Origin of the sequence: Roseovarius sp. A46, from assembly GCF_004126395.1 — a bacterium.
GTDB lineage: Bacteria > Pseudomonadota > Alphaproteobacteria > Rhodobacterales > Rhodobacteraceae > Roseovarius > Roseovarius nitratireducens.
Map to the genome: position 1 here is coordinate 19,810 of NZ_PVWS01000002.1, position 23,224 is coordinate 43,033.

Annotated in this window: 24 protein-coding genes; 11 read left to right on the plus strand and 13 right to left on the minus strand. The window is 65.4% G+C overall.

The features are described 5' to 3' along the window. Nucleotides 1-55 precede the first annotated feature (55 nt). Nucleotides 56-1,360, plus strand: a complete 1,305-nt coding sequence (locus C6W92_RS01525) for a UDP-glucose/GDP-mannose dehydrogenase family protein (RefSeq protein ID WP_129431317.1) — start codon at nt 56-58, stop codon at nt 1,358-1,360. Beyond that, on the plus strand, nt 1,357-2,361 hold the full coding sequence (locus tag C6W92_RS01530; RefSeq protein WP_129431318.1) for an NAD-dependent epimerase/dehydratase family protein: 1,005 nt from the start codon (nt 1,357-1,359) through the stop codon (nt 2,359-2,361). Before C6W92_RS01525 ends, C6W92_RS01530 begins: the two co-directional genes overlap by 4 nt. Before the next feature lie 14 nt (nt 2,362-2,375). Here the strand turns inward: C6W92_RS01530 and C6W92_RS01535 are convergent, their stop codons facing one another. The 9 genes from C6W92_RS01535 to C6W92_RS01575 form a co-directional block, all read right to left on the minus strand. Next, the gene (locus C6W92_RS01535) at nt 2,376-3,272 is read right to left on the minus strand and encodes an MBL fold metallo-hydrolase (protein WP_129431319.1); all 897 of its coding nucleotides are present in this window, start codon (nt 3,270-3,272) and stop codon (nt 2,376-2,378) included. Nucleotides 3,273-3,299: 27 nt separating this feature from the next. After that, the gene (locus C6W92_RS01540; RefSeq protein WP_129431320.1) at nt 3,300-3,845 is read right to left on the minus strand and encodes a carboxymuconolactone decarboxylase family protein; all 546 of its coding nucleotides are present in this window, start codon (nt 3,843-3,845) and stop codon (nt 3,300-3,302) included. A 51-nt stretch (nt 3,846-3,896) separates the two neighbouring features. Then, nucleotides 3,897-5,105, minus strand: coding sequence for an ABC transporter substrate-binding protein (locus tag C6W92_RS01545; RefSeq protein WP_129431321.1), 1,209 nt, complete (start codon nt 5,103-5,105; stop codon nt 3,897-3,899). Between the two features lie 47 nt (nt 5,106-5,152). Next, the gene (locus C6W92_RS01550; RefSeq protein WP_129431322.1) at nt 5,153-6,055 is read right to left on the minus strand and encodes a branched-chain amino acid ABC transporter permease; all 903 of its coding nucleotides are present in this window, start codon (nt 6,053-6,055) and stop codon (nt 5,153-5,155) included. Further along, a complete protein-coding gene (locus C6W92_RS01555; RefSeq protein WP_129431323.1) occupies nt 6,052-6,915 on the minus strand; it encodes a branched-chain amino acid ABC transporter permease in 864 nt (287 codons plus the stop codon). The genes C6W92_RS01550 and C6W92_RS01555 overlap by 4 nt, the downstream gene beginning before the upstream one ends. Further along, complete coding sequence (locus C6W92_RS01560) at nt 6,912-7,628, minus strand: ABC transporter ATP-binding protein (protein ID WP_129431324.1); 717 nt, start codon at nt 7,626-7,628, stop codon at nt 6,912-6,914. Before C6W92_RS01560 ends, C6W92_RS01555 begins: the two co-directional genes overlap by 4 nt. Further along, nucleotides 7,621-8,394, minus strand: coding sequence for an ABC transporter ATP-binding protein (locus tag C6W92_RS01565; RefSeq protein ID WP_129431325.1), 774 nt, complete (start codon nt 8,392-8,394; stop codon nt 7,621-7,623). Before C6W92_RS01565 ends, C6W92_RS01560 begins: the two co-directional genes overlap by 8 nt. Continuing rightward, on the minus strand, nt 8,391-9,047 hold the full coding sequence (locus C6W92_RS01570; protein WP_129431326.1) for a TetR/AcrR family transcriptional regulator: 657 nt from the start codon (nt 9,045-9,047) through the stop codon (nt 8,391-8,393). Before C6W92_RS01570 ends, C6W92_RS01565 begins: the two co-directional genes overlap by 4 nt. Before the next feature lie 115 nt (nt 9,048-9,162). Then, a complete protein-coding gene (locus C6W92_RS01575; protein ID WP_129431327.1) occupies nt 9,163-10,113 on the minus strand; it encodes a GlxA family transcriptional regulator in 951 nt (316 codons plus the stop codon). A gap of 127 nt (nt 10,114-10,240) precedes the next feature. Here C6W92_RS01575 and C6W92_RS01580 point away from each other — a divergent pair, with 127 nt between their 5' ends. Genes C6W92_RS01580 through C6W92_RS01600 form a run of 5 tightly spaced genes read left to right on the plus strand, consistent with a single transcriptional unit; the run spans nt 10,241 to nt 15,475 of the window. Continuing rightward, nucleotides 10,241-10,945, plus strand: a complete 705-nt coding sequence (locus C6W92_RS01580) for a GntR family transcriptional regulator (RefSeq protein WP_104018173.1) — start codon at nt 10,241-10,243, stop codon at nt 10,943-10,945. Nucleotides 10,946-10,953: 8 nt separating this feature from the next. After that, on the plus strand, nt 10,954-11,871 hold the full coding sequence (locus C6W92_RS01585; protein ID WP_129431328.1) for a dihydrodipicolinate synthase family protein: 918 nt from the start codon (nt 10,954-10,956) through the stop codon (nt 11,869-11,871). Between the two features lie 3 nt (nt 11,872-11,874). Further along, on the plus strand, nt 11,875-13,371 hold the full coding sequence (locus C6W92_RS01590; RefSeq protein ID WP_129431329.1) for an aldehyde dehydrogenase: 1,497 nt from the start codon (nt 11,875-11,877) through the stop codon (nt 13,369-13,371). Then, nucleotides 13,371-14,138, plus strand: a complete 768-nt coding sequence (locus C6W92_RS01595; protein ID WP_129431330.1) for an NAD(P)-binding domain-containing protein — start codon at nt 13,371-13,373, stop codon at nt 14,136-14,138. The genes C6W92_RS01590 and C6W92_RS01595 overlap by 1 nt, the downstream gene beginning before the upstream one ends. Next, a complete protein-coding gene (locus tag C6W92_RS01600; RefSeq protein ID WP_129431331.1) occupies nt 14,135-15,475 on the plus strand; it encodes an FAD-binding oxidoreductase in 1,341 nt (446 codons plus the stop codon). The genes C6W92_RS01595 and C6W92_RS01600 overlap by 4 nt, the downstream gene beginning before the upstream one ends. A 114-nt stretch (nt 15,476-15,589) precedes the next feature. On the opposite strand, the gene C6W92_RS01605 is transcribed toward C6W92_RS01600, so the two are convergent. Then, the gene (locus C6W92_RS01605; protein ID WP_129431332.1) at nt 15,590-17,143 is read right to left on the minus strand and encodes a trimethylamine methyltransferase family protein; all 1,554 of its coding nucleotides are present in this window, start codon (nt 17,141-17,143) and stop codon (nt 15,590-15,592) included. 228 nt (nt 17,144-17,371) lie between these two features. Here C6W92_RS01605 and C6W92_RS01610 point away from each other — a divergent pair, with 228 nt between their 5' ends. From C6W92_RS01610 to C6W92_RS01620, 3 genes are all read left to right on the plus strand, one after another. Further along, nucleotides 17,372-17,797 (plus strand): DUF1489 domain-containing protein, encoded by a 426-nt coding sequence (locus tag C6W92_RS01610; RefSeq protein ID WP_129431333.1) that lies wholly within the window; start codon nt 17,372-17,374, stop codon nt 17,795-17,797. A 113-nt stretch (nt 17,798-17,910) separates the two neighbouring features. Continuing rightward, a complete protein-coding gene (locus tag C6W92_RS01615; protein WP_129431334.1) occupies nt 17,911-18,570 on the plus strand; it encodes a porin family protein in 660 nt (219 codons plus the stop codon). A gap of 279 nt (nt 18,571-18,849) precedes the next feature. Then, complete coding sequence (locus C6W92_RS01620) at nt 18,850-19,446, plus strand: outer membrane beta-barrel protein (protein ID WP_129431335.1); 597 nt, start codon at nt 18,850-18,852, stop codon at nt 19,444-19,446. Between the two features lie 61 nt (nt 19,447-19,507). Here the strand turns inward: C6W92_RS01620 and hisG are convergent, their stop codons facing one another. From hisG to hisS, 3 genes are read right to left on the minus strand one after another with little or no spacing between them, the layout of a single operon-like run. Beyond that, on the minus strand, nt 19,508-20,203 hold the full coding sequence (gene hisG / locus C6W92_RS01625) for an ATP phosphoribosyltransferase (RefSeq protein ID WP_129431336.1): 696 nt from the start codon (nt 20,201-20,203) through the stop codon (nt 19,508-19,510). After that, the gene (locus C6W92_RS01630) at nt 20,200-21,285 is read right to left on the minus strand and encodes an ATP phosphoribosyltransferase regulatory subunit (RefSeq protein WP_129431337.1); all 1,086 of its coding nucleotides are present in this window, start codon (nt 21,283-21,285) and stop codon (nt 20,200-20,202) included. Before C6W92_RS01630 ends, hisG begins: the two co-directional genes overlap by 4 nt. Continuing rightward, nucleotides 21,285-22,913 carry a histidine--tRNA ligase gene (gene hisS, locus C6W92_RS01635; protein WP_129431338.1) on the minus strand — a complete coding sequence of 543 codons (1,629 nt, stop codon included), beginning with the start codon at nt 22,911-22,913 and terminating at the stop codon, nt 21,285-21,287. Before hisS ends, C6W92_RS01630 begins: the two co-directional genes overlap by 1 nt. 100 nt (nt 22,914-23,013) lie before the next feature. Here hisS and C6W92_RS01640 point away from each other — a divergent pair, with 100 nt between their 5' ends. Next, nucleotides 23,014-23,208, plus strand: coding sequence for a SlyX family protein (locus C6W92_RS01640; RefSeq protein ID WP_104018183.1), 195 nt, complete (start codon nt 23,014-23,016; stop codon nt 23,206-23,208). Nucleotides 23,209-23,224: the final 16 nt, after the last annotated feature.

A 23,224-nucleotide genomic window follows, 5' to 3' on the forward strand; every position in this document is an offset into this window, starting at 1 on the left:
AGCGATAGTGTAGCGGGCCTTACCGGGCAGGTGCGGACATCGGGGAGACAGGATTGTGAGAATCGCGATGATCGGCACGGGCTATGTCGGGCTCGTCTCCGGGGTGTGTTTTTCGGATTTCGGGCATGACGTGATCTGCGTGGACAAGCAGCCCGAAAAGATCGCGATGCTCGAACGCGGCGAGGTGCCGATCTACGAGCCGGGACTCGACGCGCTGATGGCCAGGAATGTCGAGGCGGGGCGGCTCTCCTTCACCACCGACCTCGCGGCGGCGGTGGACGGGGCCGACGCCGTCTTCATCGCCGTGGGCACGCCCACGCGCCGCGGCGACGGGCACGCCGATCTTACCTACGTCATGTCCGCCGCCGAAGAGGTGGCCCGCGCGCTGACCGGTTATGCCGTGATCGTCACGAAATCGACCGTGCCCGTGGGCACCAACCGCAAGGTCAAGCAGGCAGTGACCAAGGCCAACCCGAAGGCCGAGTTCGACGTGGCATCGAACCCGGAGTTTCTGCGCGAGGGCGCGGCGATCGAGGATTTCATGAAGCCTGATCGCGTGGTGGTGGGCGTGCAGTCGAGCCGCGCGCAGGAGGTGATGGCCGATGTCTACCGCCCGCTGTTCCTGCGCGAGTTTCCCATCGTCTACACCGATCTGGAATCGGCCGAGATGATCAAGTACGCGGCCAACGCCTTCCTCGCCACCAAGGTCAGCTTCGTCAACGAGATCGCCGCGCTGTGCGAGCGGGTGGGGGCGGATGTCAAGGAAGTGGCGCGGGGCATTGGCCTCGATGGCCGCATCGGCAACAAGTTCCTGCATGCCGGCCCCGGCTATGGCGGATCGTGCTTCCCCAAGGATACCACGGCGCTTGCGCGCATCGGGCAGGAGCATGCGGTGCCGCAAACCATCGTCGAGACGGTGATCCGCGTCAACGAGGGCGTCAAGGCGCGGATGATCGAGAAGCTGCGCGACCTCGTCGATGACAGCTTCAACGGCAAGGTGGTCGTCGTGCTGGGCGTGACCTTCAAGCCCAGCACCGACGATATGCGCGACGCGCCCAGCCTGACCATCGTGCCCGCACTGGTGGGTGGTGGGGCCAAGGTGCGCGTGGTCGATCCACAGGGCCGGCGCGAGGGCGAGGCGCTGCTGCCCGGGGTGGTCTGGTCGGAAGATCCCTACAAGGCCGCCAACAACGCCGATCTGCTGGTGATCCTCACCGAGTGGAACGAGTTCCGCGCGCTCGACCTGAAGAAGCTGGCAAAGAAGATGGCCACGCCCCGCATGGCCGATCTGCGAAATATCTATTCCGCGCGGGATGCCCGCCGCGCCGGATTCGAGCGGTATGAGGGGGTGGGGCGCTGATGCGCGTCTTCGTCACCGGCACCGCCGGCTTCATCGGGTTTCACCTCGCGCGCCTGCTTCTGGCCGAGGGGCACCAGGTCGCCGGCTTCGACGGGATGACGGATTACTACGATGTCCGCCTGAAACGGCGTCGCCACGCGATGCTGCACCAGACCCCCGGCTTTACCGCCACCGAGGCGATGCTCGAGGACGAGGCGGCGCTCTGCGCAGCGGTTTCGGCCTTTGCTCCCGATGTCATCGTGCATCTCGCCGCCCAGGCGGGGGTGCGCTACAGCCTTGAAAACCCGCGTGCCTATGTTGATGCCAATGTCGTCGGCACGCTCAACGTGATGGAGGCCGCGCACGCCGCCCGGGTGCGGCACCTTCTGATGGCCTCGACCTCCTCGGTCTATGGCGCCAACGAGGACATGCCCTTTGACGAGCGGCAGAAGGCCGACACGCAACTCACCATCTACGCCGCCACCAAGAAGGCGAACGAATCGATGGGCCATGCCTGGGCGCATATCCACGGGCTGCCGGTCACGATGTTTCGATTCTTCACCGTTTATGGCCCCTGGGGCCGTCCCGACATGGCGTTGTTCAAGTTCACCAGGGGCATTCTCGAGGGCACGCCCATCGACATCTACAACAACGGCGAGATGTGGCGCGACTTCACCTATATCGACGATCTCGTGCGCGCCATACGGCTGCTTGTCGATGTCGTGCCCGGCGGCCCCGAGACGGCGGTGGACGGCGATAGCCTCAGTCCCGCCGCGCCCTTCCGCGTGGTCAATATCGGCAATTCCGACACGGTGCGCCTGCTGGATTTCATCGACGCCATCGAGGCAGAAACCGGGCGCGCGGCGATCCGCAACTACATGCCCATGCAGACAGGCGACGTGCCCACCACATGGGCCGACGCGACGCTGTTGCAAACCCTCACCGGTTACCGGCCCCGGACACCGTTTCGCGAGGGTGTGCGCCGGTTTGTCGAATGGTATCGCGACTATCACGACATTTGAGACCCGCAGCGCGGTCAGGCGCCGTCATGCCGGTCGCTCGCGCGCGCCGGATCGGGCGGGTCAAAGCTCACCCGGTCGCCGAAACACAGCGCCAGATCGGTTTGCTGCATCACCCAATCGGTTTCGAGCGTGATCTCGGCGTCGTCGGTCCAGACCGCATTGCCCTGCCGCGCCATCCATTCGCCCGGCGGTCCGAGCGTCGAGGCGCGATGCGTGACGTTCCAGATGAAGTAATGGTGCGGCACGATCACCTTGGGCTGCAGGCGCTCGCGCAGCGTCTCGATCTGCTCGTACCCCAGCACGTGCTGCGAGCCGTCGATGGGCAGAAGCGCCACATCGACATGGCCCAGCCGGTCCCAGACCTCGCGCGGAGGATCAGGGCGGTTGTCACCCCAGTGCAGAATGCGCAAACCCCCAGTCTCGATCAGTAGTAGCGTATTGTCGAACGAGCGCCAGTTATCAGGCGGCAGCGTCTCCATCGGGGTGAGCTTGCGGGTGAGCCCGGCCCAGTCCACATCCGCGTGCGAGGTGTCCGACACGTGCTTGTCGGCAATGCCGGTGATCGCCACGTCGGCGAATTCATAGCGCCCGATGAGCCGGTCGAGAAGCGTGCTCGCGTGCAGGCGGTGCAGACAGTCATGATCGAAATGGGCGTGTGTCGAGAGGCCGATATCGACCTCGATTTCGGGAAACTCGCACAGGTACCAGTTCCACGTGCCCCAGGGCGGGTTGCGCCACGGGTCGATCATCAGCCTAAGCCCCGAGGGCGCGGTAATGCGAAAGGCCGAGCCGCCGAAATACGCCAGCCGCACCGGCCCCCCGGCGGGTGCATCGCGTTGCAGGTCGATCATGCGGTTGTTGTTCTCGCTCTGCTTCCAGGCCCAGAGCCCGTCGTTCAGCCGCTCGGTCATCGCGGTCCTCCCTGTTGCCGCCGCCGTTCAGGCGAGCATCTGCTCGACGCCGTCCTCCGTTTCGATCTGGAGCGAATCGTTGACCCGGTTGAAGAAACCGCACAGCGCGATGCGCAACGTCAGCTCCACGATCTGCTCCTCGGTGAAGTGGCGCTTAAGTTCGTCGAAAATCGCGTCCTTCATGTAGTTGAAATTGCTGGTCACCTGCACGGCATAGTCGCGCACGAGGATATCGACCGCGTCGAACCCCTCGGGGCTGTCGGCGAGAATATCCTCCACCGCCGCCGCGCTCAGCCCGTGCGACACGGCGCGCGGCGCGTGGTGGCCGATGCAATACTCGCACGCGTTGATGGTCGAGACGGTCACCAGCGCGATTTCCAGGTAGCGCTTGGGCAGCACCGCCTCGTCATGCAGCTCCAGCAACAGCCCCATGATGTGCTTGACCGCCGGGGGGCGGTGGGCAAACACCTTCACCTGGTTGAGAAACGGGCCGTATTCGCGCGCGTAACGCTCGTAAACGGGCCGGACCTCCTCGGGAACCTCGTCGATCCCGACATCTCTGACACGGGCCATGTTACCTCCGTTCTGGCTGTGAGAGGGGCCGTGGCCCCCTCCCGTTGGGTTTCAGAATTCGAGACGTTGCAGGACCACATCCTGCCCGCCCCGGATTTCCGAGAGCTGGAAATCGCGCCCGAGCACCATGCCCTCCTCGTTGAATTCGAGGCTGCCGGACGCACCCGAATAGTTGATCTCCTCGCCCGCGCGCAGCGCCTCCAGCCCGTCGGCCACGTTGTAAACGGTGGTCTTGCCCTCGCCGGTGGTCACGTCCCAGATGGCCTGCGCCACGGCGGCGCTGTCGGTCGTGCCGGCCTTCTCGATGGCCAGCAGAAGCGCCGACATCTGGTCGCGCCCGGCGGTGCCGAACGGGTGCTGCACCGAGCCGGTATCCTCCAGCCCCACCTCATCCAGATATTGCTTGTAGGCGGGTGAGGAAAGTGCCGGGACCGGGAAGCCGTGAATCACCCCGTCGCCCGCCGCGCCCACGGTGTTCTTGAACTGCGTTCCGGTGGACAGCGAGGTGGTGATGACGACGCCCTCGTATCCCTGCCGGTAAAGCTCTTTATAAACGGCGGTAAAATCGGTGACGTAGGACGGAATGAACACCGCCTCCGGCGATTTTTCGATCAGTTGCGTCACCTCCGAGCGGTAGGAGGATTGCCCGGCATTGTAGTAGAACGGCTCCTGCACGATCGCGTCCTGCCCCACCTTCTCGATGAAGCCGTCCATCATCGAGCGCGTGAAGTCGTTGTTGAGCGCCATCAGCGCATAACTGTCGATGCCACGGCTCAGCACCAGGTCGGCGATGGCGCGGCCCCAGATCGGCGACAGCGGCTGAAAGTTGAACACAAGCCCCTTCTCGTCGGCCACCGGGATGTCAGAGCTTGACGAGGTGCACATCTGGATCACCCCCGCGCTTTGGCACTTGGGCATGATCCCCAGCGTCACCGAGGATGACCATGTACCGATGATCCCCAGCACTCCGTTGACGTTGATGAGCTTGTCCGCGGCGCGCACCGCTGTTTCCGGGTTGGTCTCCGAGTTCTCCTGGTAGAGCCGGATCTGCCGGCCGAGAACGCCGCCTGCGGCGTTCACCGCTTCGGCCACCCGCTTGTGCGAGGCGGTGATGTTGGGGCCGAACGGGCCGCCGCCGCCGGTGTTGGGCGTCAGCGATCCGATGGCGATATCGCTGTCCTGCGCGCGCAGGATCGACGGCGTCGCAAGCGCGGCCACGCCGCTGGCGAGCAAGGTTCGTCTTGTCCATTCGCTTGTCATGTCAGTCTCCTTGTTGGTTTGAGGTCGGGCGCCTTCTGTCGGGCGCTTCAGTCGGAAGGGGCCTTGAATTTCCGTTCCGGCAGCAATCCGCGCGGGCGCAGCCGTAGCGTCACGATGAGCAGGAGCCCGATGGCGATGATTCGCAGCGCCGACATCTTCTCGGCGTCGAGCGCATCGGTGAAATCGCCGACGAAGCGGGTTCCTTCCAGGAACACCATCACCGCCCCCGCGCCGAGCAATATGCCGCGATTGTTGCCCGCACCGCCGACGATCACCGACATCCAGATGAACATCGCCACCACGGGCATGAACACCTCGGGGCTGATATTCTGCACGTAATGGGCATAAAGCGCCCCGGCGAGGCCCATGAAGAACCCGCCCACCGCAAAGATCTGCACCCGGTGCAACAGCACGTTCTTGCCCAGCACCTCGGCCACCACGTCATCCTCGCGGATCGCGCGCAGCGTGCGGCCCATCGGTGCGCGCCGGATCGCCTCGCAGACCGCATAAGTCAGCAGCACGCAGGCCGCGACGAGGCCGAGATAAAAGAGCGGGTAAAGGTCGGGGCCGATGATTTCGCCGAAAGGCCGCGCCTCGATCCGCAATCCGCGCGGGCCTTCGGTGATCTGATCCTCGTTGAGCACGATCAACCGGATCACCTCGCCCACGCCCAGCGTCACGATGGCGAGGAAATCCTCGCGCAATCGCACCGACAACAGCGCCACCACCGCCCCCATACCCAGCCCCGCAAGACAGGCCGCCGGAATCGCGAGGCCCACCGGCACGCCCAGCTTCACCGCCAGCAGACCCGAGGTATAGGCCCCCAGCGCGTAGAACCCGGCAATGCCGAAATTGACCATCCCGGTGATGCCCCATTGCAGGTTGAGCGCCAGCGCGAGGATCATGAAGAACCCCGCATAGGTGCCCATGGAGACGAGATACGCGCTCATTTCTTGATCTCCGCCGTCCCGAACAGCCCCTGCGGGCGCACCAGCAACAGCACCGCGATGATGACGAAGCCCACCGCGATCTTGTAGGTCGAGGGCAGCACGAGGATCGTGGCCTCCTCCGCCAGCCCGACCAGCACCGCGCCCAGGATCGCGCCATAGGGCGAGCCGATGCCGCCGAGGATCGCGGCGGCGAAAATTGGGATCGTGAGGTTCCAGCCCACCAGCGGCTCGATCACCAGATCGAGCCCGGCAAACACCCCCGTCAGCCCGAACAGCGCCCCGCAGATGGCGGTGGTAAAGGCCGTGACGCGGCCTGCGTTCACCCCCCGGATCGCCGCCAGCATCGGGTTGTCGGCCACCGCCCGCATTGCCCGACCGATGCGGGTATGCGCCAGCAGCAGATGCAGCATGACACCGATGGCAAGGCTCCAGCCGATGATCTCTACCTGTTCGGGGGTGATGTGCGCGCCGAATACCTTCCACGGGCGTTGCAGTGGGATGTCAAAGCCGCGCACATCCGCCGAATAAAACAGCCGGACCACGTTCTCGAGGATCAGCGTCACCGCGATCGACACCACCAGAAGCGTGATCGCTGACTGTCCCTCCATCGGGCGGAACACCAGCACATGCGCACCCCAGACCACCAGCGCGGTCACCGCCATCGCCCCCGCCGCCGCCAGCGGCAAGGGCAGGCCCAGCGGGACGTTGAGCGTGAAGGCGGCAAAGGCCCCGACCGTGATGTAGCCGCCGATCGCGAAATTCGGAAAGCGCAGGATCCCGAACAGCAGCGAAAAGGCCATCGCTGGCGGCGCGATGAGGGCAGCATTGACCAGCGCGTTGACGATCATCTGAAGGCTCATGCCCGTGTCCCCAGGTAGAGTTCCGATACTTCGCTCGAGTCCAGCAGCGCCCCGGCCGTCCCTTCAAGCGCGACGCGCCCCGCTGCCATCACGATCCCGCGATGCGCGACTCGCAGCCCCTCGATGGCGTTCTGTTCCACCATCAGGATCGCCACACCGTCGGCGTTGACGCGGCGCACGATGTCGAACATATGCCGCACCATCAGCGGCGACAGCCCCGCCGACGGCTCATCGAGCAGCAGCACCCGCGGCTCCAGCATCATCGCCATGCCAAAGGCCACCATCTGCCGCTGCCCGCCTGACAGATTGCCCGCGCGCACCCGGCGCAGCGGCTCTAGATCCGGGAACATCCCGTAGACCCGCGCGCAGGCGGCCTCGGCCCGGCCCGGATCGGTCCATGCACCCATGGTCAGGTTCTCGTGCGTGGTGAGTTGGCGGAAGACGTTGGCCTCTTGCGGCACATAGGCCATACCCGATCGCGCGATGCGCGGCGCAGGAAGCCCGGCGATCTCGTGCCCGGCGATCCGAACGTTTCCCGACATGGGGCGCACCACTCCGGCAATGGTCTTGAGCAGGGTCGATTTCCCCGCGCCGTTCGGCCCGATCACGCAGGTGATCTCGCCTTCGGCCAGTGCGAGCGACACGTCCTGGCAGATCACCGCCTTGCCATAGCCTGACGTCAGGCTCTCTGCTGCAAGCACCGTTTCAGGCATCGGCGACCCTCCCGAGATAGGCCTCGATCACCTCTGGGTGGCGGCGCAACTCGTCGAAACTGCCCGTGGTCAGCAGGCTGCCCTGCGTCATCACCACCACCGGGTCGCAAAGCTGCGCGATCATGTCCATGTCATGCTCGACAATGAGAAAGGTCTTTCCGTGCTCGCGGTTGAGTCGACGGATCATCTCGGTCAGCGTGTTCATCAGCGCCGGGTTCACCCCCGCCCCCGGCTCGTCGAGCAGGATCAGGTCGCAGTCGATCATCAGCGTTCGGGCGAGTTCCAGCAGCTTCTTCTGCCCGCCGGACAGGTCGCCGGCGTAATCGTCGCGCAGATGCGTCAGCGTGGCGATTTCCATCACCTCGCAGGCGCGGCGATACACCTCCGCCTCCTGCGCGCGCACTGCGCCGGGGCGCAGGAAGATCGGCCAGAACCGCTCGCCAAGCTGCGCCTGCGGTGCCAGCATCAGGTTTTCCAGCACGGTCATGCGCTGAAACTCGCGGGCAAGCTGGAACGTGCGGATCAGACCCAGCCGCGCCCGCCGCCACGGGGCCAGCCGGGTGATGTCCTGCCCCTTCAGGCGCACCTCCCCCGCATCCGCGCGGATGACGCCGCTCAGCAGGTTGAACAGGGTCGATTTCCCCGCGCCGTTGGGGCCGATGAGGCCGGTGATCGTGCCCCGTTCCACGTCGAGCGACATGTCGCGCACGGCCTGCACGCCGCCAAAGCTGCGGCTCATGCCGTGCGCTTCGAGCAGGGGGCTCATGGGCTGAATCCCGTGCTTACGCGTGTGCGGATCACCTCGGCCAGCAGCGCTAGCGCCGCCCGCGCCCTTGCCGGGTCGGGCTCGATCATCTGCCCCACGCGCAGCCCGCGCAGCGAAGATGTCACCACCAGCATCAGCGTCTCGGCCTCCTCCGGGGTCAGCCCGGAATCGCCGAACACCTCGCGCGCGGTGCGGCGATAGCTGGAGAACATGCGCCGCATCCAGCCCTCGACATGCTGGCGCAGGTCCGCATCACCGCGCGAGGCAGTCATCATGTCGATGGTGACCGACACGTAGGTATCCGTCATCAACCCGGTCCAGGAGCGTTCGATGAATTCTTCCGCCGTCAGCCCCCCGGCGCGATGATCGGCCCGAATCGCGGCTGCGGCCTCCACCACCGAGGCCCACATCCCGCCGGTCGCCCGCTTCACGAGGTCGGCCCGCGTGTCGAAATGGTGCAGGATCGCCCCGCGCGATATTTCCGCTCGCCGCGCGATCATCGTCGTGGTGAGGTTGGCATAGCCCACTTCAGCGATGAGCGAGATGGTGGCGTTGCACAGCTTCTCTATGGTGGCGGCAGAGCGCTCGTCCTGCGTCCGGCGGCGTGGCGGCCCGGCGCCCTCGGCCTCGGTGTTGTCGTGCTGTCCCATCATCACGTACCCCTTGGCCCGAGCACAGCACAGGTAAGCCACTTTGGCAACAAACAATCATGACTGTATGTAAATTTCCTCCACCAATCCGACACCACTTGCCCGGTTTCAGGGCATCTTACGTCAGCCGCCCGCGCTGCTGCGTTGGCGCCACGCCATAGGCGGCCCGGTAGACCCGCGAGAAATGGCCCGAGCTTTCGAATCCACAGGCGAGCGCGATATCGATCACCGGCGCCTCGGTCTGGATGAGCAGGTTCCGCGCGCGATCGAGCCGCAGATCCATGAAGTACTTCTTGGGCGAGGTATTGAGAAACTTCCCGAACAGCCGCTCCAACTGACGCGTTGAAATGCCGATCTCCGCGGCGATCTGCGCAGGGCTCATCGGATCCTCGATCGTCTCGCGCATCCGTTCGATGGCACGGGTGAGATGTGCATTGCGAATACCGTTTCGCGATTGCAGTGACACGCGCTGCGCCGCCGTCGCCTCGCGCGCGGCGCTATAGACCATCTGGTCGGCCACCGCCATCGACAGGTCATGGCCGTGGTCGCGCTCGATCAGGTGCAGCATCAGGTCCGCCGTTGCCGTCCCGCCAGAGGCGGTGAGGTGCCGCTCATCGGCGACGAACACGTTGCGCACGAGGTTCACCTCGGGAAACCGCTCCATGAAGCTGTCATGAAATTCCCAGTGGATCGCCGCCTTCATCCCGTTGAGAAACCCGTCTTCGGCCAGCACCCACGCCCCCGAACACAGCGCCCCGATGGGCGTGCCGTGGCGCGCCTCGCGCCGCAGCATGTTCAGCAGCGGGCGGGTGACGTGCTGCCGCATGTTGATCCCCGACAGGATGAACAGCCGGTCGCACACGGGCAGCTTGTCGAGTCCGTGATGCACCAGCGTCACCGACCGGTTGGAGCAGGTCGCGCTCTGCCCGTCCTCGGAGGCGAAGGACCAGCGATAGAGCGTCTCGCCGCTCAGCAGGTTGGCGATGCGCAACGGCTCGACGGCGCAGGCAAACGCGAGGTGCGAAAAGTCCTCGACGAGGACAAAGACGAAGTGCTGCGGCTTCTTCATGGCGGGTCCATCGGCGGGCGGCATCCTGATCGGTAGCAAACTAACGCGAGTCAGAATTTATCCATTGCGTATACAATTTGTATTATATAGAAGGCAAGCGATAATTCACCATGAAGGAGGCCCAAGAATGGCCGCCAGGGACCGCAAGACCGCGCTTTCGACGCATCTCAAACACGCGATTCTCACCACCGCGCTGCGCCCCGGTGCCGATCTCGACGAGGCCGCTATCTGCGCCGAGTTCGACCTGTCGCGCACCCCTGTGCGCGAGGTGTTCCGCGAATTGGCGGGGCTGGGCTATGTCGACCTGCGCGACAATCGCGGCCCGCGCGTGTCGGACCTGTCGCACACCACCCTGCGTGATTTCTTCCTCGCCGCGCCGATGATCTACGGCGCGATCCTGCGGCTCGCAGCGCAGAACGCCACCGACATGCAGATCGCCGCCCTGCGCGCCGCGCAAGAAACGTTCCGCGCCGCGCTGCGCGCCGGCTCCACCCCCGACCGCACGCTTGCCAACAACCGCTTTCACGAGATCACCGGCGAGATGGCGGGCAATATCTACCTCTTGCCCTCTTTCCACCGCCTGCTGATCGACCACGCGCGCATTTCCATGACCTTCTACCGCGCCGATACCGCCGACATGGTCGGCAACGTGGCCGAGGCCAGCCGCCAGCACGACGCCATCATCGACGCCATCGCCGACCGTGACGAGGCCGCGGCGGCCGGGCTGGCCGAGGATCACTGGAACCTCTCGCGCCACCAGATCGAACGTTTCGTGATGCCTGCCGCCATCGACGTGCCGATGGGGCGTCTCACCCGCTCCAGCCCCGCATGAGGACCGCCATGACCCCGATCTTCCGCTTCGACGGCATCTATACCCCCGTCATCACCCCCTATCACCCTGACGGCACGGTGAATCGCGACGCATTAGGCGAGGTGATCGAGCACCTGATCGGCAGCGGCGTGCACGGCCTCGTCACCGGCGGTTCCACCGGCGAGAACTATGCCCAGACCGTGGCCGAGCGGGTGGAGCTTGCGCGGCTGACCCATGATATGATCAAGGGCCGCGTGCCGCTGGTGATGGGCACCGGCGCGATGCTGACCAGCGATTCCATCGCGCTGGCCGAGGCCGCCCGCGAGATCGGCGCCGATGCCATCCTGCTGGCCTCGCCCCCCTATGCTGTGCCCACGGATCGGGAAAATGCTCTCAACGCGCTCGCCATCGACCGGGCGGCGGGCCTGCCGGTGATGCTCTACAATTACCCCGGCCGCACTGGCACGATGATGGGCGAGGAGTTTCTCGACCGGGTCGGTCGCAGCCGCAATTTCTGCGGCATCAAGGAAAGCTCGGGCGATATCAACCGCGTCCACCTGCTGGCCCGCGATTACCCCCATATCCAGATGGGGTGCGGTATGGACGATCAGGCGCTCGAATTCTTTGCCTGGGGCGCGCCGTTCTGGGTTTGCGGCGGCTCCAACTTCCTGCCCGTCGAGCATATCGCGCTCTACAACGCCTGCGTGGTCGAGGGTGATTTCGCCAAGGGGCGGCGCATCATGTCGGCGATGCTGCCGCTGATGCGGGTGCTGGAGCAGGGCGGCAAGTTCATCCAGACGATCAAGCACGGCGTGACCATGACCGGCATCGACGCAGGCGCCGTGCGCCCGCCCCTCAAGGGGCTGAACAAGGACGACAAGCGCGCATTGGAACAGGTGGTGCGCGTTCTGAAAACCACCATCGCAACCATCACGGCGGAGGGCTGAGACATGGGCCAACTGACACGCGACGAATATGCGGCCATTGCCGCGACGCTCGACCTGCCCACCGGGGCGTTTATCGACGGCGGCTACCGCCCGGCGATCGCGGGCAAGACGTTTGCCACGCTGAACCCCGCCACCGGCGAGACGCTGGCCGAGGTGGCCGCCTGCGGTGCCGACGATGTTGATTTCGCGGTGGTGAAGGCGCGCGAGGCGTTTGACGATGGCCGCTGGTCGCGCCTGCACCCCTCCGCGCGCAAGGACGTGCTCATCCGCCTCGCCAAGCTGATGACCCGAAATTCGCGCGAACTGGCGGTGATGGAAAGCCTCGACGCGGGCAAGACCATCTATGATTGCGAGACCGTCGATGTCCCCGAGACCATCCATTGCCTCAAATGGCACGCCGAGGCGATCGACAAGATTTACGATCAGGTCGCCCCCGCCTCGGACGATCACATCGCCATGATCCTGCGCGAGCCCATCGGCGTGGTGGGCCTCGTCCTGCCGTGGAATTTCCCGCTCCTGATGCTCGCGTGGAAAATCGGCCCGGCGCTGGCGGCGGGCTGTTCGGTGATCGTGAAACCGGCGGAGGAAACCAGCCTCACCGCCCTGCGCGTGGCCGAACTGGCGCATGAGGCAGGGCTGCCGCGCGGCGTGCTCAATGTGTTGCCGGGTGGCGGGCCCGAGGTGGGCGAACCCCTGGGCCGCCACATGGACGTGGACATGGTCAGCTTCACCGGCTCTACCGTCACCGGCAAACGGTTCCTGGGCTATTCGGCTGAGTCGAACGCCAAGGAAATCGTCCTCGAGATGGGCGGCAAGAACCCCGCCATCGTCATGGACGACGCCGAGAACCTCGACCGCGTCGCCGCGCATATCGTGCAGGGCGCGTTCTGGAACATGGGCGAGAACTGTTCCGCCACCTCGCGCCTCATCGTGCATCGCGACGTCAAGGAGGCGCTGCTCGCGCGGATCGAGGCCCACGCCCGCGAATGGGTGGTGGGCGACCCGCTCGATCCCGAAACGCGCGTAGGTGCACTGGTAAGCGAGGCGCATTTCACCAAGGTCTGCGGCTATCTCGATCAGGCGGAGAACATCGTTTTCGGCGGCAAGGCCGAAAAAGGTTTCGTCGAACCCACGGTCGTGGCGCTGCCCGGCAACGACCACCCGCTGGCGCGCGAGGAAATCTTCGGCCCCATCCTGAGCGTGATCGAGGTAAGCAGCTTCGACGAGGCCATCGCGGTCGCCAATGACACCGATTACGGCCTGTGCGCGTCGCTCTTTACCGCCAATGCCAAGCGGGCCATCCGCGGTGCGCGGATGCTGCGGGCGGGCACGGTCACGGTCAACAGCTTCGGCGAGGGCGACATCTCCACGCCGTTTGGTGGGTACAAGCAATCGGGCTTCGGCGGGCGCGACAACGGGCTGCACGCCCATGACCAGTACACCCAGCTCAAGACCATCTGGCTCGACCTGGCCGACGACGCGGACGAGGCGGTGTGCTGATGGCCCGGATAGGTTTCCTTGGTACGGGTGCCATTGCTGAGGCGATGGTGCGCGGGATGGACGGTGCCGTGCATGACATCCTCGTGTCCGAGCGCAACGCAGCGACGGCGCAGCGGCTCGCCCGTGACTTGGCCGGTGTCTCCGTTGCCGCCAACGCAGAGGTGGTCGCGCAGTCGGATATCGTGATCCTGTGCCTGATGTCCGGCATCGCCGAGCGGGTGCTGCCGGACCTGCCGTTCCGCGCCGATCACAAGGTAATCTCGGTAATGGCCGACATGCCACGCGACAGGCTGGCGGCGCTGATCCCGCCTGTCACAGATCTGAGCCTGACCATCCCCCTGCCCTCGGTTGCGACGGGTGGCTGTCCGATGCCCGTCTGGCCGGATACCGGCAGCGTGCGGGAGGTCTTCGGCGCGCGCAACCCGGTGATCCCGGTCGAGAGCGAGGCCGCGCTCAACGCCCATTTCGGGGCCTGTGCCGTGTCGCTTCCGGTGATGGCGCTGTTGCGCACCGGGATTGACTGGCTTGCCGGGCAAACCGGGGACAGGACCGGGGCAGAGATTTATGTGACCGCGATGTTCGGAGCCTATTTCGCGGCGATGCGCAAGGATGGGTCCGGCGAGGTTGACGCCCTCATGGCCGATCTGGGCACCGAGGGTGGCCTGAATGACAGCCTGCGCACCACGATGGTGCGCGCAGGTGCCCCGGATGCCCTGTTGGACGGCCTCGACGGTCTGCGCGAGCGTCTCGGACTGCCCTCGGCATGACCTCGCACCGCGTCAGACGGCTGCCCGTGCACACGGGTCCAGCGGCGTGGAATGCCATCCTCGCGCCACAGGAGGCCGCGACCCCGCTCGAGGGGGATGCCACCACTGATTTCGCCGTGATCGGCGCGGGCTTTGCCGGGTTGTCGGCGGCACGGCGGCTGACACAGCTCGCCCCCGGCGCGCGGGTCGCGGTGCTGGAGGCGGGGCGCGTGGCCGAGGGCGCGGCGGGCCGCAATTCAGGCTTCATGATCGACCTGCCGCACGAGTTGACCAGCCAGGACTACGCCGGGACGGGCGATGATCGCACCATGATCGCGCTCAACCGCATGGCGCAGGAGTTCGGGCGCGCGGCGGTAGAAGAGTACGGCATCGACCCCGCGTTCTTCGATCCCTCCGGCAAGGTCAACGGCGCGGCAAGCGCCGCCGCCCATGCCCATAACGAAAGCTACGCCCGCCACCTCGCGAGCCTGAATGAACCCTCCGAGATGCTCGACGCGCAGGCGATGCGCGAATTGACCGGCAGCCCGCATTACCGCTCGGGCCTCTACACCCCCGGCACGGTGATGTTGCAACCCGCCGGTTACGTGCGTGGGCTCGCCGCCGGGCTGCGGCGCGCGGGCGTGGCGATTCATGAGCAGAGCCCCGTCACCGGCTTTACCCGGCAGGGCGATACGTGGCGGGTGGAGACGCCCAAGGGGCGGCTGAGCGCGGGCAAGGTGATCCTGACGGTGAACGGCCACCTGGAAAGCTTCGGCATCGCGCGCGGGCGGCTGATGCAGGTGTTTCTATTTGCCACCATGACGCCTGACCTCGACGCCGACACCTTGGGGCGCCTCGGCGGACGCCCCCGATGGGGCGTCACCCCCTCCGACCCGATGGGCACCACCATGCGCCGGATCGACACCGCACAGGGCGGCAACCGGATCGTTACCCGAACTTGCGCAGTGCTGCGCCCCGGGATGCGTGCGACCGAGGCAGACATGGCCCGCGCCGCCCGCGTGATGCAGCGCAAGTTCGACCAGCGTTTCCCGCAGCTTGCCGGGATGCGCATGGAACACGCCTGGGCCGGGCACCTGTGCCTGAGCCTGAACGGCGTGTCGGTCATGCGCGAGATCGAGCCGGGGCTTTATTCGGCCTGCGTGCAGAACGGCCTCGGCACCGCGCGCGGCACACTGACGGGGATGGGTGCGGCGGAACTGGCCTGCGACACCATGAGCGCCATCACCCGCCATTTCACCGACCAAGTGGAGCCGAAACGCCTGCCACCGCAGCCCTTTCGCGAGATCGGGGCCAACGCGGTGCTGCGCTGGAAGGAATGGCGCGCAGGCGACGAGTGAGCGGGGGCGCTGCCCCCGTCGCCCTTGCGGGCGACTCCCCCGGGATATTTGGGGCAAGATGAAGCCATGGAAAAAGGCCCGCCGTGAAAGGCGGGCCAGGTCAGGGAGGATGTCTCAGAAATCCTGGTTGAGCGCGTCGGCCGCCGGGATCTCGCGTTCGCGCCGCGCGATATAGTCGAGCAGCGCCTCGTTCACGCCGTCGTCGAGCCTTGGTTCCTCGTAGGCGTCGAGCATCCGGCGCGCATGGGCCAGCGCGCGCTCGGTGATCTCTTTTGATCCATCCGCCAGCCATTGCCCGATCGGGTTGTTGTCGAACAGGTCCGGCATGAAGAACGCGGTCTGGAAATTCTCCTGCGTGTGCGGGTGGCCGAGGTAATGCCCGCCCGGCCCCACGTCGGGGATCGCCGCGAGCGCCTGCTCGAAATCGCCCCATTGCGGCCCCGAGGCCATGCGATGCGCCATCGCGCATTGCTCGGCATCCACCACGAACTTGGCAACGGAACAGTGCATCCCCGCCTCGTTCCAGCCCGCCGAATGCCAGATATAGTTGGCCCCGGCATGGATCACCGCCGACAGCGTCGTGGCGCTCTCGTAGCCTGCCTGCGCATCGAAGGTCTTGGCGCCCCCGAGCGTGTTCGACGTGCGCCACGGCACGCCGTAGAACCGCGCCATCTGGCCGATCATGAAATTCATCAGGCTGATCTCGGGTGTGCCGGCCATCGGTGCGCCGGATTTCATGCTGACGGTCGAGAGGTAGTGGCCATAGATCGCCGGACAGCCGCGGCGGATCACCTGGGTATAGGCCAGCGCCGAGAGCGCCTCGGCGTTGAGCTGCGCGACGGTGGCGGGGACGGAGGCGGGCGTGTTGGCGCCGCCCAGCACGAAGGGAGAGCACAGAACCGGCTGGTTGCGTCGGCAAAATGCGCGCATCGCGCCCAGCATCGTTTCGTCCCAGACCAGCGGCGAGTTGCCGTTGCAATTGCCGGTGGTGACCGGGTGCTCCTCCATGAACGCGTCGCCGAAGAGGATGGCGCACATCTCCATCACGTCCTCGGCGTTCTTCGGGCTCGTCGTCATGCCCATGAAGGTCTTGTCCGAGTGTTTCATCGACGAATACGTGATGCGCAGGTGCCGCTGGCTGATCGGGTGGTCATAGGGCTCCACGATGTGATGCGCACTGGAATGCAGGGCGGGCATCATGTGGCTCAGCTTGTGAAACATCGCCAGGTCGGCCATCATCGGGTTGCGCCGCACGTCGTCGAGGTCGCGCAAATAAGGCGCGCCGGTCATCGGCACAAAGATCGAATGCGGCCCGCCGAGCGCCACGTTCTTTTGCGGATCGCGGGCGTGATAGGTGAAATCCTCCGGGATCGTGGCAATCAGGTCGCGCACGAGGCCGCGGTCGAGATGGACGCGCTCGCCCGCCACCTTGGCGCCCGCGCGCCGCCAATCCGCAAGGGCGATCTCGTCACGAAACACCACGCCCACGTTTTCAAGGATGTCCATCGACGCCGCGTCGATACGCGCGATCTGGTCGGGGTCCATGACCTCGCAGGTGGGCAGGGCACGGGTGAGACCGGGCAGCATGTCGAATTTGGGCGCGCTGCGGCTGGTGCGCCTTGCGGCGCGCCCGCCCAAGCGGCTGCGGGGCTTGGTCATGGCTGTCATGGCGTGTCTCCTTCTGCCTGTCATCATGCGGAAGCGCCGCGTGTACCGCGTGCAGCTTTGCGAAACGCTTTTGCAGAAAGCGACACGGGGCATCGGACCGTTCGTGCCCTTGTATGTTCGAGGGGGGCTTCTTTTGGCGAGATGTCGTGCAACCGGCAGCGATGGCGCCACCATCCCTTGCCCCCGGCGATCAGGACGCTACGATATGTCGTGTAAAAGGGGATTCGCGTGGCACTGAATCTGATCAAGCTGAGCGTTGGCACCACTTCGGTCGAGGATCTTGTCGCATGGCAGGGCTCGGCCCGTGCCAAGGGGCCGGATGGCCTCCCCCGGCATGTCACCCGCATGTGGCCCCGTCGTGCCGAGGAATTGCTCGACGGTGGCTCGATCTACTGGGTCATTCAGGGGCTCGTGCAATGCCGCCAGCGCATACTGCGGCTTGACGAGGTGATCGGCAGCGACGGTATCCGCCGCTGCGCCATCGTGCTCGACTCTGCCCTGACCCGCACCGCCACCGCGCGCAAACGCCCGTTCCAGGGCTGGCGTTATCTGCCGCCCGGCGACACGCCCCCCGATCTCTCGCGCTCTCGCGAGAGCGATGACAGCCTGCCGCCAGAGCTTTCGAGCGCACTCGCGGATATCGGCGTGATCTGAGCACCTCTCGCGGCACTCACCGTCACTTGACGACGCGCGACCGTAACGTTCATTGCGGCTCTGCCCCCCTGTCCCCATCCTGTCAGAGACAAGGAAACGGAAAGGACAGGATCATGCGCTCCACCACTCTCGCACTCGTCGTCGCCACCGCGCTTCCCCTCACCGTCGCCCCGGCGCTGGCCCAAGACACAGATACCGCGGCCCCGCCGCCCATCTTCGGTACGCAGCCCGACCTGAGCTTTGACGCCGGGGTCAGCGCCCCCGAGACGGGCAGCGGCTCGATCCTGTCCTCGCAGGGCACCGCGATCGGCGGGTCGGTGGACTGGACCGGCTTCTATGTCGGCGGGCAGCTTGGCTACGGTTTCGCCGATTCCGACCTCACAAGCAGCGACGAAAGTTTCATGGGTGGTGTCACGCTGGGCTATGACCGTGATTTCGGCAATTGGGTGCTGGGCGGCGCGCTCGACTACGATTTCGCCGATGCCAATGTCGCCCCCGGAACCGATCTCGAAGAGGTGTTTCGCCTCAAGGTCCGTGGCGGCCCCAAGATCGACCGCGGCCTGATCTACGGCGCGGCGGGCTGGGCCAATGCCGATACCAGCAACCTCGGCGACGATGATGGCTGGTTTATCGGCGGTGGCTACGAATACATGGTCAGTGACCGGTTCTCGGTCGGCGGCGAGGTGCTATACCACCAGTTCGACAGCTTCAACGGCACCGGCAACGACATCGACTTTACGACACTGCAGGTGCGGGCGACCTTTCGCTTCTGACCGTCGCCCTTGCCCGCCCGGTGCGGCGTTCAAGCGGCCGGGCGTACATGACCCGGTGCCGTTGCCCACAGGCAACACCGACGCGCGGAAATTCGCCCAAGGACTCTGAAATTTAAGCGAAAAATTACCCATCACCGGCTCGTGAACCGGATCGTGTCGCGTACCCCTTGTCCACTTTCAGGATGGCGACGATATGCGCCAAGACGGTCGGGATGAAGACCGCCGGGCAGGGGGCCGCGCGCCTCCGGTCACGACTAGATGACAAGGAAAGGATGCACCATGTTCAAGACGACAACCGCAATCGCGACAGTGGCAACCCTCACTGCAATGCCCGCGTTGGCAGGCAACGTGACCGAGCCCACCCCCGAACCGGTGGTCGAGGCTCCGGCCCCGGCGCCCGCCGCTCCGCTCACCCCCAACTGGACCGGATTTTACGGCGGGGGTCAGCTTGGCTGGGCCTGGGTCGATACCGATACCGCCGGCGTGGATGGCGACGACCTCATCGGCGGCCTGGTCGCGGGCTACGACTATGACCTCGGCGACTGGGTTGTGGGCGGTGGCCTCGACTATGATTTCGCCGACATTGGCCTCTCGGGCACCACTGCCAGCGTCGAGAAGATGGCCCGTGCCAAGGTGCGCGGTGGCTACAAGATCGGGCGGGGCCTCGCCTATGGAACCGGCGGCTATGCCTGGGCTGATACCGACAATATCGGCGACGATGATGGTTGGTTCATCGGCGGCGGCTACGAACATCTCGTCACCGAGAACATCTCGGTCGGCGGCGAGGTGCTCTATCACCAGTTCGATAATTTTGGCACCGCCAGTACCGACGTTGACGCAACGACCGCTCAGGTGCGGGCAACCTTTCGGTTCTGAGCCTGAACCTGTAGGTTCGCGCGCGGGCGGCTCCTTACGGGGCCGCCCGTTTTCGTGCCGTTCAATCGAGCGCGAGCCGCGCGCGCAACTCTGCGAGCGTCATGCGCTCATCATCCGTCAGCGCCGCGGCGCGGGCGCGGCAGAGCGTCGCCTGTGACTTCAGAATCAGCCCATCTTCCAGTATTTTCAGATGGTTGGCACGCAGGGTGTCACCCGAAGAGGTGATGTCGGCAATCGCCTCGGCGGTCTCGTTCTTGATGGTGCCTTCGGTCGCGCCCTGGCTGTCGACGAGCTGATAATCCGCCACCCCTGCCTCGCGCAGGAATTCGCGCACAAGCCGGTGGTACTTCGTGGCAATTCTCAAGCGAAATCCATGCTTTAGCCGGAATGCGGCAGCGGCGGCATCGAGGTCGTCAAGGGTGTTCACATCGACCCATGCGTGCGGAACGGCGATCACCAGGTCGGCCTGCCCAAAGCCGAGCGGCGCCAGTTCCTCGACCTGCTGCTCCCACTGACCGAGCTTTTCGCGGATCAGGTCTGTGCCCGTCACGCCTAGATGGATGCGCCCGGCGGCCAGCTCGCGCGGGATCTCCCCGGCCGACAGAAGGACCAGCTCAACACCGTCTATCCCTTTGACATACCCGGCATATTCCCTATCCGAGCCGCTCCGGCCAAGTGCGATGCCGTGGCGTGCGAACCACTCCACCGTCTTGTCCATCAGCCGCCCCTTGGAGGGCACACCAAGCTTGAGGCTCATGACACCCCTCCGAGATTCAGAACCAGCCCCGGGCGGATCACCCCGCCCACCGCCGGTATCTCGCGCCCCTGCCCCAGTTGCCGGGTCAGCGCGTCATAGCGCCCGCCGGTCGCGACGGGCGGCAGGTCAGGGCGATTTTCTGCATGAAAACCAAAGACAAAGCCGTCGTAGTATTCCATCTGCGTGCGCCCGTAGCTCGCCTCGAAATCGAGCGCCCCGATGTCGATGCCACGCCCATCCAGTGCCTCGAGACGCCGGGCCAGCCGGTCCACCGCGCCCTGTATCGCGGCCATGTCCACCGCGATGTCGCGCAGCCGTTCCAGCGCGTTGGGCGAGGTTTCGCGCACGGCGAGGATCGCGTCCAGCAGGTCAACTTCGGTTTCGGAGATCGGAGCGGTCTGTGCATCCTCACGTAACGCATTGATCCGGATTATTATTTCGTCTTCTCCGCGCAATCCGATCAGTGGCCCTGCCCCGGCCATCGGGTCTCGCGCAGACAAAAGCGCCGCCCGCGTCTCGGGCACGGGCGCGCGACCCGAGAACCGCTCGATCAGCGCGCGAAACCGGCGCGGTCGCCAGATATGCCGCCGCAGCGCCGCCTTGCGTCTGTCGGTCGTGCGCAGCCCGTCGACGGCGGCCATCAGGATGCCGATATCGCCGGTCGCCGCGCGTAGGCGAAGGGGGTGCAGGATATTGAAAAACATCGAGAAAACTTCGGCATCCGCGGCTTCCGGCGCGTCACGCTCGAATATCTCGAAGCCCACCTGAACGTATTCGTTGGGCCGCCGCGCATCCTCTTCCTGCCGGCGAAACACTTCGCCGGAATAGGTATAGCGCGCCGGTTCCGCGCCATGCTCCATGTGCATCTGCACCACCGGCACGGTGAAATCGGGCCGCAGCATCTGCTCGCCGCGCAGGGCGTCGGAGGTCACGTAGGCGCGCGCACGGATATCCTCGCCATAGAGATCGAGCAGCACCTCGGCGGGTTGCAGCACGGAGGTTTCCACCGGCTGCGCGCCCGCCGCCTCGAACAGCCCGCGCAGGCGCGCAGCCTCGGCCAGGGTCGCGGCGCGCTCTGGCATCAGCCTTGCCTCGAAAGGATTTCACGCACACTTTCAACCAGTTGCGCGCGCGGCACCTCGATCTGGCTGGGCCGTTCCTTCCATTCTTCGAGGGTCGCGTTCTCTGCGATCCGCGCGCCGAGGATCAGGTCCTTTATCTGCACCATGTCGCGCGCAAATTCATCCTCGCCCGCGATGATCGCCACCGGGCTGCCGCGCCGGTCGGCGTATTTCATCTGGTTGCCGAAATTCTTCGGGTTGCCGAGATAGACCTCGGCGCGGATGCCCGCTTGGCGCAACTCGCCGACCATCGCCTGATAGTCCGCCATCCGGTCGCGATCCATCACGGTGACGACCACGGGGCCTTGCGCCTCGCCACCCGTGCGCCCCTTCTCCCGCAGCGCGGCAAGCAGCCGGTCCACCCCGATGGAGACCCCCGTCGCCGGCACCGCCTGCCCGGTAAAGCGCTTGACGAGATCATCGTAGCGCCCCCCGCCCGCGACGCTGCCGAATTGCCGGGGGCGGCCCTTTTCGTCAAGGATTTCAAAGGTCAACTCGGCTTCGAAGACCGGGCCGGTATAGTAGCCGAGGCCACGGACGACGGAGGGGTCGATGATAATTCTATCGGCGTGGTAATCTTGCGCCATCAAGAGATCAGAAATCTCGCGAAGTTCCTCAACGCCTTCTGCGCCTATAACGGATTTGCCGACAATTCGTTGTAAATGGTCCAACACTCTCGTGGTCCATATTGCCCGCGCTTCGACATCATTACGGATCTCTGGATCGTCCTTAAATTCGGGTGAAACTGAGTAGCGCGCCCGGTCTAGCTTCTCACCTCGTTCGCTATCCCCTTCATCGAATGCTCTAGTAGCTTCCAATGCGAGGTCACGCTGAACTTCTGAGAAGGACATCAGAAAGCCGACTACCGGCTCTATCTGCGGTTCGAGAAGCCCTACTCCATCAATGTAGGCCCCCGAGGCATCGAGGCGCCCCTTGCCCAGCAACTCTCGCACGCCGCTCTCGCCCACCTTGTCGAACTTGTCTATGGTCCGCAGCACCGCATCGCGAGTGGCGATGTCATCGACCGGAATGCCCGTGGCCTCCAAAACCCCGTTCAAAACCTTGCGGTTATTCACCCGCACCACGTAATCGCCGCGCTCGATTCCGACTGCCTCCAGAGTGTCGGCGAGCATCGCGCAGATTTCCGCATCGGCGGCCATCGACGCCGTCCCTACCGTATCCGCATCGCATTGATAGAACTGACGGAATCGCCCCGGTCCCGGTTTTTCGTTGCGCCAGACGGGGCCCACTGCATAGCGTCGGTAAGGTGTCGGTAAATCGTTGCGGTGCTGGGCATAGACGCGGGCGAGCGGCGCGGTCAGATCATAGCGTAGCGCCAGCCATTTCTCGTCCTCGTCCTGCCAGGCAAAGACCCCATCGTTGGGGCGATCCACGTCAGGCAGGAACTTGCCCAATGCCTCGACCGTCTCTACCGCGCTCGATTCCAGCGCGTCAAAGCCGTAGCGATGATAGACCCCGACAATCTTGCTGAGCATGTCTGCGCGTTCGGTCACCTCGGCGCCGAAATAATCGCGGAAGCCCTTGGGCGTTTCGGCCCTAGGGCGCGGGGTCTTGCGTGGCTTGGCCATCGGTCAGCGATCCTTCGCGGGCAATTCGCGGCGGGGTCTAGCCCAAGGGGCGCGCAGGGGCAAGGTTGACCGGTGCGCGCGGGCCGCGTAAGCCCGCGCCATGACCGAGATCGAGGAACGCCTGGCCCATCTTATTCGCGCGGTGGACGACCTGTCGGACGTCATCGCCCGGCAGGATCGCGAGATCGAGCAACTGCGCGCGCAGGTGGCCTGGCTCCTGCGCCGCGAGTCGAACCGCGAGGGCGAGGGCGAGGGCAGCGTCGTGCTCGGCGCGGAACGCCCGCCGCACTATTAGCCTCTGAATTGTCCCG

Coding starts and splice junctions, on each gene's coding strand:
- C6W92_RS01535 (WP_129431319.1), bottom strand. CDS start 3,272: ATGACCGAGCGGCTGAACGACGGGCTCTGGGCCTGGAAGCAGAGCGAG.
- C6W92_RS01540 (WP_129431320.1), bottom strand. CDS start 3,845: ATGGCCCGTGTCAGAGATGTCGGGATCGACGAGGTTCCCGAGGAGGTC.
- C6W92_RS01545 (WP_129431321.1), bottom strand. CDS start 5,105: ATGACAAGCGAATGGACAAGACGAACCTTGCTCGCCAGCGGCGTGGCC.
- C6W92_RS01550 (WP_129431322.1), bottom strand. CDS start 6,055: ATGAGCGCGTATCTCGTCTCCATGGGCACCTATGCGGGGTTCTTCATG.
- C6W92_RS01555 (WP_129431323.1), bottom strand. CDS start 6,915: ATGAGCCTTCAGATGATCGTCAACGCGCTGGTCAATGCTGCCCTCATC.
- C6W92_RS01560 (WP_129431324.1), bottom strand. CDS start 7,628: ATGCCTGAAACGGTGCTTGCAGCAGAGAGCCTGACGTCAGGCTATGGC.
- C6W92_RS01565 (WP_129431325.1), bottom strand. CDS start 8,394: ATGAGCCCCCTGCTCGAAGCGCACGGCATGAGCCGCAGCTTTGGCGGC.
- C6W92_RS01570 (WP_129431326.1), bottom strand. CDS start 9,047: ATGATGGGACAGCACGACAACACCGAGGCCGAGGGCGCCGGGCCGCCA.
- C6W92_RS01575 (WP_129431327.1), bottom strand. CDS start 10,113: ATGAAGAAGCCGCAGCACTTCGTCTTTGTCCTCGTCGAGGACTTTTCG.
- C6W92_RS01580 (WP_104018173.1), top strand. CDS start 10,241: ATGGCCGCCAGGGACCGCAAGACCGCGCTTTCGACGCATCTCAAACAC.
- C6W92_RS01585 (WP_129431328.1), top strand. CDS start 10,954: ATGACCCCGATCTTCCGCTTCGACGGCATCTATACCCCCGTCATCACC.
- C6W92_RS01590 (WP_129431329.1), top strand. CDS start 11,875: ATGGGCCAACTGACACGCGACGAATATGCGGCCATTGCCGCGACGCTC.
- C6W92_RS01595 (WP_129431330.1), top strand. CDS start 13,371: ATGGCCCGGATAGGTTTCCTTGGTACGGGTGCCATTGCTGAGGCGATG.
- C6W92_RS01600 (WP_129431331.1), top strand. CDS start 14,135: ATGACCTCGCACCGCGTCAGACGGCTGCCCGTGCACACGGGTCCAGCG.
- C6W92_RS01605 (WP_129431332.1), bottom strand. CDS start 17,143: ATGACAGCCATGACCAAGCCCCGCAGCCGCTTGGGCGGGCGCGCCGCA.
- C6W92_RS01615 (WP_129431334.1), top strand. CDS start 17,911: ATGCGCTCCACCACTCTCGCACTCGTCGTCGCCACCGCGCTTCCCCTC.
- C6W92_RS01620 (WP_129431335.1), top strand. CDS start 18,850: ATGTTCAAGACGACAACCGCAATCGCGACAGTGGCAACCCTCACTGCA.
- hisG (WP_129431336.1), bottom strand. CDS start 20,203: ATGAGCCTCAAGCTTGGTGTGCCCTCCAAGGGGCGGCTGATGGACAAG.
- C6W92_RS01630 (WP_129431337.1), bottom strand. CDS start 21,285: ATGCCAGAGCGCGCCGCGACCCTGGCCGAGGCTGCGCGCCTGCGCGGG.
- hisS (WP_129431338.1), bottom strand. CDS start 22,913: ATGGCCAAGCCACGCAAGACCCCGCGCCCTAGGGCCGAAACGCCCAAG.
- C6W92_RS01640 (WP_104018183.1), top strand. CDS start 23,014: ATGACCGAGATCGAGGAACGCCTGGCCCATCTTATTCGCGCGGTGGAC.